Here is a 15,226-nt window from a genome sequence, read left to right on the forward strand (position 1 = left end):
TGGCTGGAGCTGGCGGAATGCTCGCTCTTGGAGGCATGGCAACAACCGGTCTGCGTGCCTCGAACCACTCCAGTCGCGTGACTACGCTTGATCCTCTTAGCACTGTCATGCGGATGCGCGGAAGTGCCGATGGTGCATTGACCATGAGCTATCTGGACGCAGTTCGCGAGATCGTGGTTGATGGCGATATCGTGCCTTTTTGCGACCTTAAAGCTTTCGTGGTGGCACGCTATGTTCCTGTAGGCTCTCTCTTTGAGGCCCAAATCCTTGAGGTCGCATATTATGTGGATCGCAAGACCGGGAAGCAGATCGAGAGCTTTCAGTTCCCGGGGCAAAGCGAACCTGTAGCGGTTCCGAAGTATCGCACTGGACCGCTGACCGTCCGCTTCGCCAATCAACTCGATGAATGGGAAACTGTCACTCCGGGTAACCCGGGTGAGGCATCTGCCGACTTTGCGCCACCATCGCGGGTCAGACTGCAACGAAGCGTAGAAACGCCCTGGGTCTCTCGAGAGAAGCTGCTGGTCAGGACGAATGAGTATGGGCGCGCTTATACCAGCGGAAGTTCAAAGCCGGCTGTCTTTTATAGGGAGTGGATGATCTACGAGGCGCTAGCTGAAGATATATTCAGCACGCAGTCGCCAAACATCCCAGCAGAGTATAGTTACACCGCTATTTCCAGCTGGCGCCCTTGGATGAAAATGGACCAGGTGTCCGGCCATACAACCTCAAACGGACGAGGCCGAAAGATATTTAGTCCAGCAGAATTGCCGCACGATATTCGGCAATTGGTGATGCAGCACGATCCTGATATTCTTGACGATCCAGCAGGCGCCTTGTCAAAGCTTGCAACACGGGGCTAGCGACACCGCAAATGGGACGGTTGATGAAAGCTCTCTTCGCACTTTTTCTCGCCGCTATGTTTCATGGTGCCGCACTGGCTGGATCGGTGAAGGACCTTGCGGTCCACTCGACAGTGCAGGGTCAAGGTCAAACAATCATCTTTGTCCATGGGTGGACCTGCGACAGTCGATCGTGGAGGGAGCAAACGCCAGCCTTCATCGATGATTACAGAGTGGTGACTATCGACTTGCCGGGGCACGGTGCGAGTCAGGAGCCTGCGTCTGTTGAAGACTATTCCATGGAACTGTTTGCCGATGCGGTGGAAGCAGTAAGATCGGAACTTTCCGCAAACAAGATCGTGCTGGTTGGTCACTCTATGGGCGCCGCAGTCATTCGTGCCTATGCGCTCAAATATCCGGATCACGTTGCCGGGCTTGTGGCGGTGGATGGCCATCTCGAGCAGCGTGGATGGACCAAGATTGACCCGCCTACCGAACCCGTAACACGTGCAACTCGCGCTGCACTGATCGAAGGCATGTTCGCGGAAGGGACTTCCGAAGCCCTTCGGCGTGATATCCGCGCGATGATGATGGCGGCGCCTGCGACGACTGCTCAGGGAGCGTTCAACGCGATGGCTTCACCCGATAATCAATCCACACAGGTTATCGAGGCCCCTGCACTTACAGTGTGGGCGAGCGATTCGCGGCAAGATCCTGATTTTGATACGCGGGATTTCATCCCGAATTGGAATGAAACGCGCCTGCCGGATACGGGTCATTTCCTGATGATGGAACAGCCTGAGAAATTCAATGCGATCTTGCGGGATTTCTTGCTGCAAAGAGCCAGGTTTTAGCCGCGGCGGCAGAATTGGAGCTCAAGCCAATCATGCGACTGACCTCTTTCGGTCCGATCTTTTCCGCAATGGTTTTGTACAGAAAGATCATCCCACAATGAGGCAGCTCTTACAGGGATCATAGTGCCTCCTGATGTCGCAAGCGAATTGTCCGCAATTGGGTCGTTAGCGGACCCTAACCCACCCGCAGCAGCACCTTGCCCATATGCGCGGCGCTTTCGAGGTGGCGGTAAGCCGCAGGCGCATCCTCGAACGCGAATTCCCTGTCCACTGTCATCGCGATGCCGTTCGCCGCAATCACATCGATCGCCTCGGCCAGCATCGAGCGCGAGCCGCTCGCGATCCCCTTGATCGTGATGTTCTTGCCGATGATCTCGCCCTGGCTCGCGCTCGCGGTGTCCTGCGGGCTGCCTGACAGCGCGCCCAATGTCCCGATCCGCCCGTTGACGCCGGTCGCCGCCACGGTCTGACCCAAGGCCGGGAAGCCGAGCGTATCGACCACTACGTCCGCGCCGCGCCCGCCGGTTGCCTCCAGCAGAGCGGCAGCCCAATCGGGCCGCTCGCGGTAGTTGATTGTGTAGTCCGCACCCATATCGCGCGCCTTGGCGAGCTTCTCATCGCTTGAGGAGGTAATCGCGAAGTCCGCGCCCAGCGCCTTCGCCAGTTGCAGCGCAAACATCGACACGCCGCCGGTCCCTTGCGCGAGGACGAGCTTGCCCGGAGCGGCGCCTCCGAACGCGACCATCGCGTGCCACACTGTCCCGCCGACCACGGCGAGCGTCGCTGCGGTTTCGTCCGAGACTCTGTCCGGCAGCTTGATCGCAGCGCTGGCAGGCAGCATCAGCTTCTCGCGCAGCCAGCCATCGGCGGTGACGCCCAGATCCTGCCCAAAGACCTGAAAGCCGTAGCCCTCTGGCTCAAGCCAGGTGACGAAATGCGGCGCGACCACGCGGTCACCTACTGCGAGATCGGTTACGCCCTCGCCCACGGCTTCCACCACGCCCACACCATCGGACAGCGGCACGCGGGTTGAAGGCAAGTCCGTCCCATACTCGCCGCGCAGCACCATCAGGTCGCGATAGTTCAGCCCGGCTGCTGTTACCCGGACGAGAATTTCGCCTGTGCCAGCCACAGGCTCCGCCATCTCGCCCATCTGCAATCCGTCGATACCGCTGCGCGCGCCAATCTGCCATGCCTTCATGTTGCTCAAGCCTCTCTTACCGGCGCGAACACCCGGTCGATGAATTCTTTGACCTTCGCCTCCCGGTCGACGCTCTGGCCGCTTTTCTCTTCTTCAAGCGCGAGCAGGCGCTCTTCCTGCACCCACACCTCCTGCGCGAGGTTCATCACCACCGCGACAAAGCGGTCCATGCCCGGATCGGAGAAAAATCGCGGGTTGCCCTGATCATCATAGAGCGATGGCGGTGCATCCTCGGGCCTCAAGAATTCGTTGCTCATCTTACTTCTTCCACGCGCCAAAGCCGAACCACATCACGCCTTCTGCAAGACGCCCGGTGGTTTCCTGCCCGACCGCTTCGGCGCGGTCGCCGCGCGCCGCTTCGCGCACCGCATCCTCGCCGTAAATGCCGATCGAAGGGACGACGAAATCGAAATAGTCGTCCTCGGCAAAGCCGGCCGCGCTGGTCAGATTCCTGGGCGTCTCATCACGGAAGCCTTTGTAATAAGGCTCGTTATTGTAATAGCTGTCCCAGTCGAGATAGAAGCCGTCGAACGCGCCCATCTGGTCATTGGGCGGCAGCTCCATGTGGACGACGAGCCCACCGGGCTTGAGCACGCGGTAAGCCTCTTCAAAGCATTTCGCGCGCTGCTTCTTCGAGAGTTCGTGCAGGAACATGCTGGACCACACGACGTCGAAGCTTTCATCCTCGAACGCGAGATCGTCCGCGCACATCTGCATGAAGGTGACGTCCTGCCCCTGCATCTTCGCGCGTGCTGAACCATAGGCGAGCGGGCCGGGAGCCGCGTCAATCGCGATGACTTCGGCATCCGGGTAGGCCTGCTTCCACGGCAGCGTGTTGTGGCCGATGGTGCAGCCGGTATCGAGGATGCGCTTGGGATCAAACTCGGGATAGCGCTGCTTGATATACTGGCTCATCGAGAGGCCGATATCATCGAGGTTCGCGCCCATCAGCCCCATCGAGAATACCGCAAGGCCGCGGTCGTAAACCGCGCCTGCCTCGAGGCTGTCTTCCCCGCGCGTATAGCTGCCCGGCATCAAATGGACGTCGATCGCATGGACGTTCTTGGGCACTTCCAAGTCAGGGTTGAGCTTCAACTCGCCGCCAAGGTCCGCAACCGCCTGCGCTTCTGACGCAAGCCGTTCCGCTTCACGCTCGACACTGTCGGCGACGCTCGCCCAGACCATCTTCTGCGCGTGCACCCGCATCGCGGAATAGATGTTGAAGGCCGGGTCACCACGCAGCGCCTGATGCGCTTCGCGGCTGGTTTCTGGATCGCGGCCATGCTCCTTCTTGAAAGCCGGGGCCGCGCGCCGCTCGTAAGCCGAACGCATATCGCCCGCGAGATCGTTCAGGATCAGGCTGCGAATGCCCGAGGTGAAGCGTCCGCGCGCAACCTCTTCAGGTGTCGCCTCAGGCTTCATCGGGTGCTGGAGTTCAACGGTCATGGTTGGGTCTCCTCTAGAGCTGGAGCCGCAGGGCAGCTCGGATAGAACAGGGCGGTCAATTCCGCCGGTGTGCGAATGAGCCAGGTGGCTCCAGTCGAGGTGAACGAGTCCGGCCCGGAATGCATTACACCGCCGGGGCGGTAGAAATACCCGCCTTCGTTATAGCTGTAGTCTCGGCGTCCCGAAGGCAGGCATTCAGCGAGCTTGTAATCGCCTTCCAGCAGATAGCCTTCCTCCGCGCTGGGATGAATTTCCCATGGTACGGTGACGCCCGGCGCGATCTTGACCAGATGGACGCGCGCGCCGGTTTCAGCATCGGTCCAGAGCGGCTTGATCAGCAATTCCGCATCGGCCCCGCCCGCAGCCGCGACCGTGCCCTTGCGCCATTCCACATCGGCAGCCCGCACAAACACCGCTTCGCCGGCTGCGACCGGCTCTTTGCGCTTTGCCCTGCCGAACATGAGATAGGTCGTGCCGACAGTGCCGGAGAGGCCGCCGACATCGGTGCCTTGCGGCAGATAGGCCAAATCGCCTTGTCCCAGAGTCACTTCGCCAAAGCGCATTTCGCCTTCTAACACATAGATGTGATAGTCGCGGCCGATGGGCCCTGAGCCCATCTTCTCGTCTGCGAGGAACGTTACCTTTGCCGCATAGGAGCCGTCACTGCTATTGCGAAGCGCAGTGCGCAACAGCAGCCCGTTGAAATAGGGAACGGCTTCTATCTCGTCCGCATCGAGCCCGAGCACCAGGTCGGGTGGATCGGCATAGCGGACCGGTTCGGGATCGGGCATGGCTTGAACTGCAACGGGCCCGCTGGCCTGCGCGATAATCATGAGAGCGGCTGCGATCATGGTCCGTCGATCCTCCATTCGTCGCATAGCGTGCGTTTCCATGGGCGGCCATCCTTGAACCACTGCCAGGTTCGCGCGCGGCTCTGCCCATCGGGTGCGATGTTGATCATCTCAATATAGTACGCCCCCGGCACGTCGAGCCGGTCGAGCTTCAGCATCAGCGTATCTTCGGCGGTCTGCCAGCCATAACCCTTGAACCGGTCTGTCTCCCACAAAAGCCGTCGCCCGTCGAGCTTGCCGCCGAATTCATAGACCGCCTCGCGCCCGTCATCCCAGCTGAGCCAGTTGTGCTGGATGTAGTGCCATTCGCCGGAGTCCGGAAACTCGCAATGCGTCTTGACCTTGTGCGCGTCGACTTGCGTGCCATCGGCATCATAATGGCGATACCATCCGTCCCACCAGCCTTCATGCAGCAGCATGGCGGGCATGACAGACTGAAGCGCGGCGCGGTTGCTCATGATCGCTTATCTCCTATCCTCTTGCCCCTTCGGCATAAGCATCAATGGTTAGCGCCTGACCGGTCTGGCGGATCAGCGACTGGCGGCGCAAGAAGCGAAGCAGCCCTGTGTTACCCATTCGGCTTGGACCAAGACCGGAGGATTTGCGCGACTCGTTTGCGGCATCGCCGACCATGCTGGTCATCGCGCCATCCTGCAGGCTGATCGCACCCGCGTCCAGCCGTGCGCCGATGCTCGCGGCTTCTTCCAGCGAAGCGGCGAGTACTGCTGCGGAAAGACCGTATTCGGTGTCATTCGCCTGAGCGATGGCATCTTCGATATCATCAAAGACCGTCACCGGCAGGACCGGGCCAAAAGTCTCCTCGCGCATCACCGCCATGTCCGGCGTCACGTCGGTCAGGATCGTGGGGCGCAGGTATGTGCCGCCCCCCAGCTCTTCGATCAGTCCGCCGGTCAGTACACGCGCGCCTTTGCCCTTTGCCTCGTCGATATGCGCTTGCACTTTCGCGCCTTGAGGCGGGAAGATGAACGGGCCGAGATGGCCTTGCGCTGGATCGGGATAGGTCAGCTCAACCGCTTCCGCGCCCTCGACCAGCTTGGCAAGGAATGCATCGGCAATCTCTCGCGCCACGTAAATGCGCTCGATCGACTGGCATGCCTGCCCTGTTGCAACGATGCTGGAGCGCAAGGCAACACCTGCCGCCCATTCCGGATCAGCACTGGCCGTGATGATCATCGGATCCTTGCCGCCAAGCTCCAGATTGGCCGGAATCAGCTGGCGCGCGGCGGCTTCGGCTACCTTGCGACCCGTCGCGGTCGAGCCGGTGAAGCAGATATAATCGACTTCCTCGATCAGTGCCTGACCGACCTCGGGCCCGCCCATGATGTATGCAAGCGGAAGCTCTGGCACTTGCGCCAAGACTTCGCGCATGGGTTCGACGAAACGCGGTGTGATTTCGGATGGCTTCACCAGCGCTGCGCAGCCCGCCATAAGGGCAGGCACCGCGTCAATATGGCTAAGGATGACCGGGAAGTTCCATGGGCAAATCGCCCCGAACAGTGGATAGGCGCTGTAGGCAGGCACGATCTCCACACCGGGAGTGAAGGATGGTTCCACCTCGCTCGGCAGGGAAGCAAACAGCGCAGGCGCTTTTGCCGCCCAACCACGGATATTGCCGACGCAGCCATTGACTTCGAGCCAGGCGACCGTCTGCCGGCCCGTATCGATAGCTAGCGCTGCCGCGATCGCGGGTGCGGCCGCTTCGAGCGCATCGGCAAAGCGCATCATCACAGCCGCGCGGCCTTCCGGTCCCATTGCTTCCCAGGCGGGTTGTGCAGCACGCAGCTTTTCCGCCTCTGCCGCAATTTCCTCGCGCGTGCTGACTGCGAATTCGTAGTCTTCTTCACCCGTGCGAGGATTGTGTGCGCTTATTGTTCTTGGCACTGTTGAGACTCCCATGCCGCCACAATCTCGGAACCACTCGCAAACCAGCTCTGTTCCCGTTTTGCGAGATCAGCGAGCAGGTCTTCGAGTGCGGCAATGCGGAAGGGTTGCCCCATGATGTATGGCGTCAGCTGCATCGGCAGCACGCGGGCGGAGGATTGTGACGCCGCCTCATCGGCGAGCCAGTCGAACGCATCGCGCATCATCTGCGCCCAGGCTTCGGCGGAATGCTGCTGCACCGCGACGATCTGGCGATCCGACAGATCGACACTTGAAGGTACTGCAACCATGCCGTTCGAAAAGCGATAGGGCAGCTCGTCATTCACCCAGTCCGCACACCAGCTGAGGCCGTGCTCCTTCAGGATATCGAGCGTCCGCCAGCTCTGCGAACGAGCGATTGAATGCCAGCCTTTGGCCTTTTGGCCTGTCGCCGCTTCGAGCCGTGACAAGGCATCGGCGATCAGTTCGCGTTCGGCTTCCTCGCTCATGCTGGAGGCGATCGTGCCGTTCATGTCGGTCGAATGTGCGACAATCTCGTGCCCGCCAGACTTCACCGCGCCGATCAGTTCGGGATAGCGTTCTGCCACCGCAGCATTGACCGCAAAACTCGCGGTGACGCCCGTCTTGGCAAAGGCATCGAGCATACGGAACGCCGCCACCCGGTTGCCGTAATCGCGCACTGTGTAGTGACGGTAATCCGGGTAAGGCGTGACCATGTGCCCCGGCGCTCGGAAGGGCTCGTCCGACGGCGTGATCGGAAAGAATTCGAGATTCACCGACAGGAAGATCGCTACGGACCGATCATCGGGCCAGCGCACCTGCGGACGCGTGTGAATGCTTGACCAGGTGTAATAGTCGTGGTCATAGCCTTCACCGCGCTTGGGGTACTGCGTGTATTCCGGAGGAAGACTCATTGCTGCGCCCTCCAGCTATCGACGATCTCCCCTGCGCGCGCTTTCCAGCAGCGCGGGTCCGCAGCAATGTGACGCAGCGCCTCTTCGAACGGGCCGATCCGGTGCGGCTGCCCGATCAGATAGGCGTGCAGCGGGATGCACATCACCGTGCCTGAGTTCTCGCCTTCCGCCGCGAGCCGCTCGAACTGCTTGATCAGGCTTTCGGCATATTCGCGCCCCGCCATGCCGTAGACGTTGAAGCCGTAATGGTCGTTGACTTCCAGGCTGTAGGGGATCGAAGCGAGATTGCCGCTCTTGGTCTTCACATGCTGGACCTGGTCGTCGTGATAGAGATCGCAAGTGTAGTCGAGCCCGTATTCCGCAATCAGATCAAGCGTGCGCGGCGTATGCGTCAAAGCCGGGGCGAGCCAGCCGCGAATGCGCTGGCCCGCGGCTTTCTCAACCGTCTCCAGCGAATCCTCGATCCACGCGCGCTCCTGCTCTTCGGACATGCCATAGGAATAGCGCGTGTTGTAAATACCGTGGCTGAAGAACTCCCACCCGCGAGCTGCCCCATCGGCGACAACTTCAGGGTGGTGATCGCACAGCGCGACCGACAGGCTCACGCTGCCGGGGAAGCCATGGCGGTCCATTACATCCGCCATGCGCCAATGGCTCACGCGGTTGGAATGGTCGCGATAGGAATAGCCGACGACGTCCGGGTGCGGCCTTCCCCACGGCTTGCGGTGCGGGTTCGCAGGCGGGTCGATCTCGTAATATTCGAGATTGGGCGCAACCCATACCGCACAGGTCTTGCCTTCGGGCCAGACGATCTTCTTGCGGTTGTTATAGGGGTGATAGTCGTAAAGACCGGGGTCAGCTTGGCCCTCTTGCATCAGCGCGCCTCCAGCCAGTCGATTACGGTCTGCACCGGCTCGACATCGGCATATTTGATGAGGAGATCGGTGAGGTTCGCGAAGTGGAAGCTCTCATGCTTGTCCGCGCAGGTTTCGATTGGGACGATGGTGCGATAACCGTGGCTGAGTGCATCAACCGCAGTCGCGCGCACGCAGCCGCTGGTCGAACCGCCGGTGACGACGACGGTATCGACCTTGTGAAAGGTCAGATAGCTCGCCAGCTGCGTTTCGAAGAACGCGCTCGGCATGCGCTTGGTGTAAGTGAGATCGCCCGGATCAATCTCGCAGCGCGGATCAAACTCGTGCCTCGGCGAGCCGTATTTGATGTTCTGCAAGCTGTCTTCAGTGTCCGTGCGCGTGCCCCACACGCCGCAATCGCTTCCATCCTCCATGTAAGCAACCCGGCTCCAGATCACCGGCATGCCTTTTTCCCGCGCGAGCCGACTGATCGTGTTGATATATTCGATCTGGCGTGGATCGGTCTCGTAGGAAGTCTTGAACATGTCGAGCCGAGTATAGGCTTGCTGCGGGTCGACATTCACAATCGCCAGCTTTTCGCCAAAGCCGAACTTCTTGCGTGATGGATTGGCCATCACCTCTTCAAAGATCTGGCGCGCGGTCTTGCCATCCTCGACCATTTTTGTGCCAACAATCTCGCTCATGATCTCTCCTTGCCTGGCAGACCCCTCGCGCTTGCCGATTCCGCTTTGACGGACACAGGAAAGCAGCCTAGAGGCTTATGCCATAAATTTGTCCGGACAACTTGTCCACGGCTATCTCTGTTTTTGAGGAGGCTGCACCAGTGATCACGCGCCATATCCTGACTGTTCGCAAGGCGGATGGAAGCCCCCCGCGCAAAGTGCATTACAGGCGCTGCGGCAAGGGCCCGGTGCTGCTGATGGTGCATCAGAGCCCGCGCTCTTCTGCAGAATACGAACCGTTGATGGAAAAGTGGAGCAAGCACTTTACCTGCATTGCGCCGGATTCGCCGGGTTTTGGCCAAAGCGATCCCTTGCCGCTTCAGGATGGCGCATTGCCGGACATCAACGCCTTTGCCGATGCGGTGAGCGAATTTATCGAAGCGCTCGGCATCGCTCCGACACTCGCCTATGGCTTCCATTCAGGCGCGATCATCCTGATGACCGCCTTGAAGCGGAATCCATCACGATTCCGCGCGATTGCGATGGGTGGCTATGCGGTCTGGACTCAGCAAGAAATGGCGATCTTCGGCGAGAAATACCTGCCTGAGTTTCACCCAGCCCCCTATGGCGAGCATCTCGCCTGGCTGTGGCACCGCGTGCTTGAACAAAGCTGGTTCTTTCCCTGGTTTCACACGGTCGATGCCGCAAGGCTTCCCAACGCCCATGCCGATACCGCCGTTGCGCAAGGCTGGGTCGATGATTTCCTTGAAGCGGGCGATGCCTACCGCGCGGGCTATGGCGCGGTCTTGCGCGCCCCGCGTGACATTCCGCCGAGTGACAACAAGGTGCCGCCTTGTCTCATCACGGCTTATGATGGCGATCCGCTGCAACCGCACATCGACCGTCTCGGAGAGATGCCCACGGGCTGGGACGCCTACAAGGTCACAACGCCAGAAGAGCATCACGATGTGAGCCTTGCGTTCCTGCGGGAGCATTCGCCGGGCGGTGATGCGGGCGAGCTGCCGCAAGACGAGAACGAGGGATGGATACCGGTGGGCGATGGCCTGATCCACTGGAAGGGCGAGCGCGGTGCGAAGTTGGTCCTCCATGCTCCCGCTGCGCAGATGGGAGAGCCAGCCTCGGGCGAACTCTGCATCGATGCGCCGGGGCATGGCTATTCAAGCGATTTCTCTGACATGCAAGCTGCAGTCGAGGCGGCTGCTGAAGCGCTTGGCGCAAGCGGAATTGAATGGCCTTCTTCGCCTACCGGTGATCCCGACTTGCTTTATCCTGACCTGACCCCCGACCGTTTCGGCACCCACTTGCACCGGGCCTGGGCCGCGGCGCGCGAAGAGGCTTTCTTCACGCCTTGGTACGAAGCGAACCGCGACCACGCGATCCCGGTCGATCAAGCCGCGATTGTCCCTGCAGCGATCCATGCGCGCTTCCTCGCAAGGCTGCGAGCAGGCCACGCTGCACGGCACTGGCATGATGTGCTCGCCGCGAAGGTTCCACCTGTCGGATAAGATTGACCCCTTTGCTGCGCGCGAAGAAGCGACCACATAAGCGCTGAGACCATGACACGCACGCTGTTCGAAAAGATCTGGCAAACGCATCTGGTGGCGGAAACGCCATCGGGTGCAGCGCTGATCGCGATCGACCGGGTGTTCCTGCACGAGCGCACGGGCGCGGCTGCGCTCAAGCGGATGGCCGAGATGGGCCGCACAGTGCACGACCCGGCGCGGGTCTTTGCCGTCATGGATCACATTGTTGATACTCGGCCGGGCAGAGGCGATGGCACTTTGATGCAAGGAGGCGAAGGCTTCATCACGGAAACGCGCGCAGCGACGAAAGCGGCGGGCATCACGCTGTTCGATGTGAATGACAAAAACCAAGGCATCGTCCATGTTATCAGCCCGGAGCAGGGGATCGTCTTGCCGGGTGTGACGCTGGTTGCGCCTGACAGCCACACCTGCACCCAAGGCGCATTCGGCGCGCTCGCCTGGGGGATCGGCAGCTCCGAAGCAGAACACGCAATGGCAACCGGCACACTGAGGCTCGACAAGCCCAGAACGATGCGCGTGACCTATGAAGGCGAGCTGCCACAAGGCGTTACGGCCAAGGACATGGTACTCGCGCTGATCGCTGAGCATGGCGCAGGCGGCGGGGCAGGCCATGTGGTCGAGTTTGCTGGCGAAGCGGTCGCTGCGCTCGACATGGAAGCGCGCATGACGCTGTGCAACATGGCGACCGAGTTCAGCGCGATGACCGGGCTGATCGCGCCCGATGCGAAGACCTATGAATATCTTGCTGGACGCCCTTACGCGCCGGCTGATTTCAGCGATCCTTATTGGCAGACGCTGACGAGCGATGCTGGCGCGCATTTCGACACCGAGATCGTAATTGACGCCGCGAGCCTTGCGCCGATGGTCAGCTGGGGCACCAGCCCTGAGCACACGATCCCTGTCACGGGCAGCGTGCCGCAAGGGCCGGAGAAAGTGCATCGCTATATCGGGCTGGAGGAAGGCACGCCTCTCGCTGGAACGCCCATCGATGTCGCGTTTATCGGCAGCTGCACCAACAGCCGCATCTCCGATTTGCGTCGTGCAGCTGCGATCCTGAAGGGACGGAAAATCGCGCCTTCGATCAAGAAAGCGATGGTCGTACCCGGCTCGCTTTCCGTGAAGCGTCAGGCCGAGGCCGAAGGGCTAGACAAGGTCTTTACCGATGCGGGGTTCGAATGGCGGATGTCTGGCTGCTCGCTGTGCTTCTATGCGGGCGGGGAAGGATTTCCCGAAGGCAGCCGCACTATCTCCAGCACCAACCGCAATTTCGAAGGTCGACAAGGTCCGGGTATCAAGACGCATATCGCCTCGCCAGAAACGGTCGCAGCCAGCGCCATCGCAGGCGCGATTGCCGACCACCGCAATTATGCGGCGCTAAATAGCCACGAGGAGGAGCCCGCATGAGCGCTTTCCCTCAACCTCTTACCGGAATTGCTGCGCCGATTATGGTCGACAATATCGATACCGACACGATCATCCCGAGCCGCGAAATGCGCTCTACCGGGCGGGACGGTCTGGCGGACGGGATGTTCGCACCGTGGCGCTATTCCAACGTGGATGCGCGCGTACCTAACCCCGATTTCGCGCTCAACCAGCCTGAGTTCGCCAATGCAACCATCATCACAGGCGGAAAGAACTTCGGCTGCGGATCGAGCCGCGAACATGCCGTCTGGGCGCTTGCGGAATACGGCATCAAGGCGATCATCGCGGAGAGCTTTGCACCGATCTTCCAGAACAATTGCCTGCGCAATTTCCTGCTGCCGGTGGCCTTGCCGCGCGAGGCGGTCGAAGCCTGCGCTGGAAAATCCGTCACCATCGACCTCGCCGCGCAGCAAGTGCGCTGTGATAACAAGACCTATCCCTTCACCATCGACCCCGAAGCCAAGCAAATGCTCGCCGAAGGGCTCGATGCAATTGACCTCACCATGACTCAAGGCGACGCAATTGACGCGTGGCTTTCCGCCGACGCTGCACAGCGCCCATGGGTATATCTGGAGACCGCCACATGACCGATATCCTCGTTTCCGAAGTGGGCCCGCGCGACGGGCTGCAATCGATCGAACGGGTCATGCCGCTCGACGCCAAGAAGCGCTGGATCAGCGCCGAAGCCGCAGCGGGCGTGCGCGAGATCGAAGTCGGCAGCTTCGTGCCGCCCAAGCTGCTGCCGCAAATGGCGGACACCGCCGAACTTGTGAAGCACGCCAAGACCATCGATGGCCTGACTGTCGTCACCCTCGTTCCCAACGCCAAGGGCGCGCAATTCGCGGCCGATGCCGGCGTCGACGGGATGAGCATCCCTTTCTCGATGAGCGAGACGCATTCGATCAAGAATGTGCGCAAGGACCACGAAGCGATGGTCGAGGAAATCCGTGCAGCCGCAGCCATCGCAAAGGAGCATGGCATCCACTTCGCGGTCGGCCTCTCCACCGCATTCGGTTGTACATATGAAGGCGCGGTCGATCCGAATGCAGTCGCAAGGCTGGCAGAGAAAGCCGCTGAGGCTGGAGGGCAGGAATTCAGCCTGTCCGACACTACCGGCTATGCCGACCCCGCGCAGGTCCGCCGGTTGACCAAACTGGTCAAGTCAGCGGTTGGTGACAAGCTCACGACACTCCACTTGCACAACACGCGCGGGCTCGGCCTTGCGAATGTCGTTGCCGGGCTGGAAGAAGGGATCACCACCTTCGACGCTTCGCTGGGCGGGCTCGGCGGCTGCCCCTTCGCACCCGGCGCAAGCGGAAACCTCGTCACCGAGGACCTCGTGCTGATGCTGAATTCGATGGGCCTCAAGACAGGGATTGATCTCGAGAAGCTTCTGGAAGTGCGCAGCATCATCGAAGAGGCTTTGCCGGGCGAGCCGCTCTACGGCTTCACGCCTGATGCGGGGCCAATGCTCGACTACAAGAACAGGATTGCCGCATGAGCGAAACAGCACCCACCCCATTGGCCGGGATCAAGGGCGTCGAGTTCACTCACATGGTGATGGGTCCGACCGTGGGCCATATTCTGGCAGGGCTCGGCGCGGAGATCGTACGGATCGAACCGATTGGCGGGGACCGCACGCGGCGGCTGCTCGGCTCCGGCGCAGGCTATTTCCCGATGTATAATCGCGGCAAGCAATCGATCTGCCTGGACCTCAAGAGCGAGGACGGGATAGCGGTTGCGAAGGATCTGATCGCGGGCGCAGACATTCTTGTCGAGAATTTCCGGCCCGGCGCGCTCGACCGGCTCGGGCTTTCCTATGAAGCGCTGTCGCAGACCAATCCGCGGCTCATCTATTGCAGCGAAAAAGGCTTCTTGCCCGGCCCATACGAGAACCGCACCGCGCTGGACGAAGTCGCGCAGATGATGGGCGGGCTCGCCTATATGACCGGCCCTCCAGGCAAGCCCTTGCGCGCGGGCGCGAGCGTGATCGACGTCACCGGCGGCATGTTCGGGGTGATCGGTGTGCTCGCCGCGCTGGAAGAACGCCACCGCACCGGCAAGGGGCAGAAAGTCGTCGCGAGCCTGTTCGAAACCACCATCTACCTCGTCGGGCAGCACATGGCGCAATACGCCGTGACCGGCACGCCTGCTGCGCCGATGCCCGCGCGCGTTTCCGCCTGGGCAATCTATGACGTGTTCGAGACGAAAACCGATCCGGTCTTCATCGGCGTCGTCACCGATGCCCTGTGGGAGAAATTCTGCAAGCTGTTCGGGCTGGACGAGTTGTGGGCGGATGAGTCTCTGCGAGAGAACAATTCCCGCGTGAAAGCGCGCGATCAGATCATGCCGCAGATCCGCGAGCTCATCGGTCAGTTCACCGCTGAAGAAGTGATCGCCAAGCTCGACGGAACCGGGCTGCCTTTCGCGCCGATCGGCAAGCCGCAGGACATGTTCGACGATCCGCATCTCGCGACCGGCGGGCTGGAGGACGTCACGCTCGACAATGGCACGCCGGTGCGCCTGCCGACCGTCCCGCTGGAGATGAGCGGCAAGCGGATCGGATCGCCGCAGAAACTGCCGACACCGGGGCAAGATGCGGAAGCTGTGCTGAGCGCTCTGGGCTATGATGCGGACAAGGTCGCTGCGCTCAAGCAAAGTGGCGCTGTTGGAGAGAGCAGCTAAGATCGGA

At 61.0% G+C, this 15,226-nt stretch carries 16 protein-coding genes; 7 read left to right on the forward strand and 9 right to left on the reverse strand.

What is annotated here, in order from left to right; genetic code table 11:
* The first annotated feature begins 35 nt into the window (after positions 1-35).
* Positions 36-863, forward strand: coding sequence for a DUF1838 family protein (locus ACG9DO_RS02180; RefSeq protein WP_394730089.1), 828 nt, complete (start codon positions 36-38; stop codon positions 861-863).
* Positions 864-886: 23 nt separating this feature from the next.
* A complete protein-coding gene (locus ACG9DO_RS02185; RefSeq protein WP_394730090.1) occupies positions 887-1,696 on the forward strand; it encodes an alpha/beta fold hydrolase in 810 nt (269 codons plus the stop codon).
* A gap of 175 nt (positions 1,697-1,871) precedes the next feature.
* Here the strand turns inward: ACG9DO_RS02185 and ACG9DO_RS02190 are convergent, their stop codons facing one another.
* Genes ACG9DO_RS02190 through ACG9DO_RS02230 form a run of 9 tightly spaced genes read right to left on the reverse strand, consistent with a single transcriptional unit; the run spans position 1,872 to position 9,568 of the window.
* A complete protein-coding gene (locus ACG9DO_RS02190) occupies positions 1,872-2,897 on the reverse strand; it encodes an NAD(P)-dependent alcohol dehydrogenase (protein ID WP_394730091.1) in 1,026 nt (341 codons plus the stop codon).
* Between the two features lie 5 nt (positions 2,898-2,902).
* Positions 2,903-3,154 (reverse strand): hypothetical protein, encoded by a 252-nt coding sequence (locus ACG9DO_RS02195; RefSeq protein ID WP_394730092.1) that lies wholly within the window; start codon positions 3,152-3,154, stop codon positions 2,903-2,905.
* Position 3,155: 1 nt separating this feature from the next.
* Positions 3,156-4,343, reverse strand: coding sequence for a methyltransferase domain-containing protein (locus ACG9DO_RS02200; RefSeq protein ID WP_394730093.1), 1,188 nt, complete (start codon positions 4,341-4,343; stop codon positions 3,156-3,158).
* The gene (locus ACG9DO_RS02205) at positions 4,340-5,236 is read right to left on the reverse strand and encodes a cupin domain-containing protein (RefSeq protein WP_394730094.1); all 897 of its coding nucleotides are present in this window, start codon (positions 5,234-5,236) and stop codon (positions 4,340-4,342) included. The genes ACG9DO_RS02200 and ACG9DO_RS02205 overlap by 4 nt, the downstream gene beginning before the upstream one ends.
* On the reverse strand, positions 5,191-5,652 hold the full coding sequence (locus ACG9DO_RS02210) for a hypothetical protein (protein ID WP_394730095.1): 462 nt from the start codon (positions 5,650-5,652) through the stop codon (positions 5,191-5,193). The genes ACG9DO_RS02205 and ACG9DO_RS02210 overlap by 46 nt, the downstream gene beginning before the upstream one ends.
* 13 nt (positions 5,653-5,665) lie before the next feature.
* Positions 5,666-7,096 (reverse strand): aldehyde dehydrogenase family protein, encoded by a 1,431-nt coding sequence (locus ACG9DO_RS02215; protein ID WP_394730096.1) that lies wholly within the window; start codon positions 7,094-7,096, stop codon positions 5,666-5,668.
* Positions 7,081-8,010, reverse strand: coding sequence for a polysaccharide deacetylase family protein (locus ACG9DO_RS02220; RefSeq protein WP_394730097.1), 930 nt, complete (start codon positions 8,008-8,010; stop codon positions 7,081-7,083). Before ACG9DO_RS02220 ends, ACG9DO_RS02215 begins: the two co-directional genes overlap by 16 nt.
* On the reverse strand, positions 8,007-8,885 hold the full coding sequence (locus ACG9DO_RS02225) for a polysaccharide deacetylase family protein (protein WP_394730098.1): 879 nt from the start codon (positions 8,883-8,885) through the stop codon (positions 8,007-8,009). The genes ACG9DO_RS02220 and ACG9DO_RS02225 overlap by 4 nt, the downstream gene beginning before the upstream one ends.
* Entirely contained in the window at positions 8,885-9,568 is a 684-nt protein-coding gene (locus tag ACG9DO_RS02230; RefSeq protein ID WP_394730099.1) for an isochorismatase family protein, read from the reverse strand. Before ACG9DO_RS02230 ends, ACG9DO_RS02225 begins: the two co-directional genes overlap by 1 nt.
* 140 nt (positions 9,569-9,708) lie before the next feature.
* Here ACG9DO_RS02230 and ACG9DO_RS02235 point away from each other — a divergent pair, with 140 nt between their 5' ends.
* Genes ACG9DO_RS02235 through ACG9DO_RS02255 form a run of 5 tightly spaced genes read left to right on the forward strand, consistent with a single transcriptional unit; the run spans position 9,709 to position 15,219 of the window.
* Positions 9,709-11,073 (forward strand): alpha/beta fold hydrolase, encoded by a 1,365-nt coding sequence (locus ACG9DO_RS02235; RefSeq protein WP_394730100.1) that lies wholly within the window; start codon positions 9,709-9,711, stop codon positions 11,071-11,073.
* 51 nt (positions 11,074-11,124) lie between these two features.
* On the forward strand, positions 11,125-12,516 hold the full coding sequence (locus tag ACG9DO_RS02240; protein ID WP_394730101.1) for a 3-isopropylmalate dehydratase large subunit: 1,392 nt from the start codon (positions 11,125-11,127) through the stop codon (positions 12,514-12,516).
* A complete protein-coding gene (leuD, locus tag ACG9DO_RS02245) occupies positions 12,513-13,121 on the forward strand; it encodes a 3-isopropylmalate dehydratase small subunit (protein ID WP_394730102.1) in 609 nt (202 codons plus the stop codon). The genes ACG9DO_RS02240 and leuD overlap by 4 nt, the downstream gene beginning before the upstream one ends.
* Positions 13,118-14,035: a hydroxymethylglutaryl-CoA lyase gene (locus ACG9DO_RS02250; RefSeq protein WP_394730103.1), complete on the forward strand. Its 918-nt coding sequence runs from the start codon at positions 13,118-13,120 to the stop codon at positions 14,033-14,035. Before leuD ends, ACG9DO_RS02250 begins: the two co-directional genes overlap by 4 nt.
* Positions 14,032-15,219, forward strand: a complete 1,188-nt coding sequence (locus tag ACG9DO_RS02255; RefSeq protein WP_394730104.1) for a CaiB/BaiF CoA transferase family protein — start codon at positions 14,032-14,034, stop codon at positions 15,217-15,219. The genes ACG9DO_RS02250 and ACG9DO_RS02255 overlap by 4 nt, the downstream gene beginning before the upstream one ends.
* Positions 15,220-15,226: the final 7 nt, after the last annotated feature.

Source organism: Altererythrobacter sp. GH1-8, assembly GCF_043702085.1.
Lineage (GTDB): Bacteria > Pseudomonadota > Alphaproteobacteria > Sphingomonadales > Sphingomonadaceae > Erythrobacter.

Coding starts and splice junctions, on each gene's coding strand:
- ACG9DO_RS02180 (WP_394730089.1), top strand. CDS start 36: ATGGCAACAACCGGTCTGCGTGCCTCGAACCACTCCAGTCGCGTGACT.
- ACG9DO_RS02185 (WP_394730090.1), top strand. CDS start 887: ATGAAAGCTCTCTTCGCACTTTTTCTCGCCGCTATGTTTCATGGTGCC.
- ACG9DO_RS02190 (WP_394730091.1), bottom strand. CDS start 2,897: ATGAAGGCATGGCAGATTGGCGCGCGCAGCGGTATCGACGGATTGCAG.
- ACG9DO_RS02195 (WP_394730092.1), bottom strand. CDS start 3,154: ATGAGCAACGAATTCTTGAGGCCCGAGGATGCACCGCCATCGCTCTAT.
- ACG9DO_RS02200 (WP_394730093.1), bottom strand. CDS start 4,343: ATGACCGTTGAACTCCAGCACCCGATGAAGCCTGAGGCGACACCTGAA.
- ACG9DO_RS02205 (WP_394730094.1), bottom strand. CDS start 5,236: ATGGAAACGCACGCTATGCGACGAATGGAGGATCGACGGACCATGATC.
- ACG9DO_RS02210 (WP_394730095.1), bottom strand. CDS start 5,652: ATGAGCAACCGCGCCGCGCTTCAGTCTGTCATGCCCGCCATGCTGCTG.
- ACG9DO_RS02220 (WP_394730097.1), bottom strand. CDS start 8,010: ATGAGTCTTCCTCCGGAATACACGCAGTACCCCAAGCGCGGTGAAGGC.
- ACG9DO_RS02225 (WP_394730098.1), bottom strand. CDS start 8,885: ATGCAAGAGGGCCAAGCTGACCCCGGTCTTTACGACTATCACCCCTAT.
- ACG9DO_RS02230 (WP_394730099.1), bottom strand. CDS start 9,568: ATGAGCGAGATTGTTGGCACAAAAATGGTCGAGGATGGCAAGACCGCG.
- ACG9DO_RS02240 (WP_394730101.1), top strand. CDS start 11,125: ATGACACGCACGCTGTTCGAAAAGATCTGGCAAACGCATCTGGTGGCG.
- leuD (WP_394730102.1), top strand. CDS start 12,513: ATGAGCGCTTTCCCTCAACCTCTTACCGGAATTGCTGCGCCGATTATG.
- ACG9DO_RS02250 (WP_394730103.1), top strand. CDS start 13,118: ATGACCGATATCCTCGTTTCCGAAGTGGGCCCGCGCGACGGGCTGCAA.
- ACG9DO_RS02255 (WP_394730104.1), top strand. CDS start 14,032: ATGAGCGAAACAGCACCCACCCCATTGGCCGGGATCAAGGGCGTCGAG.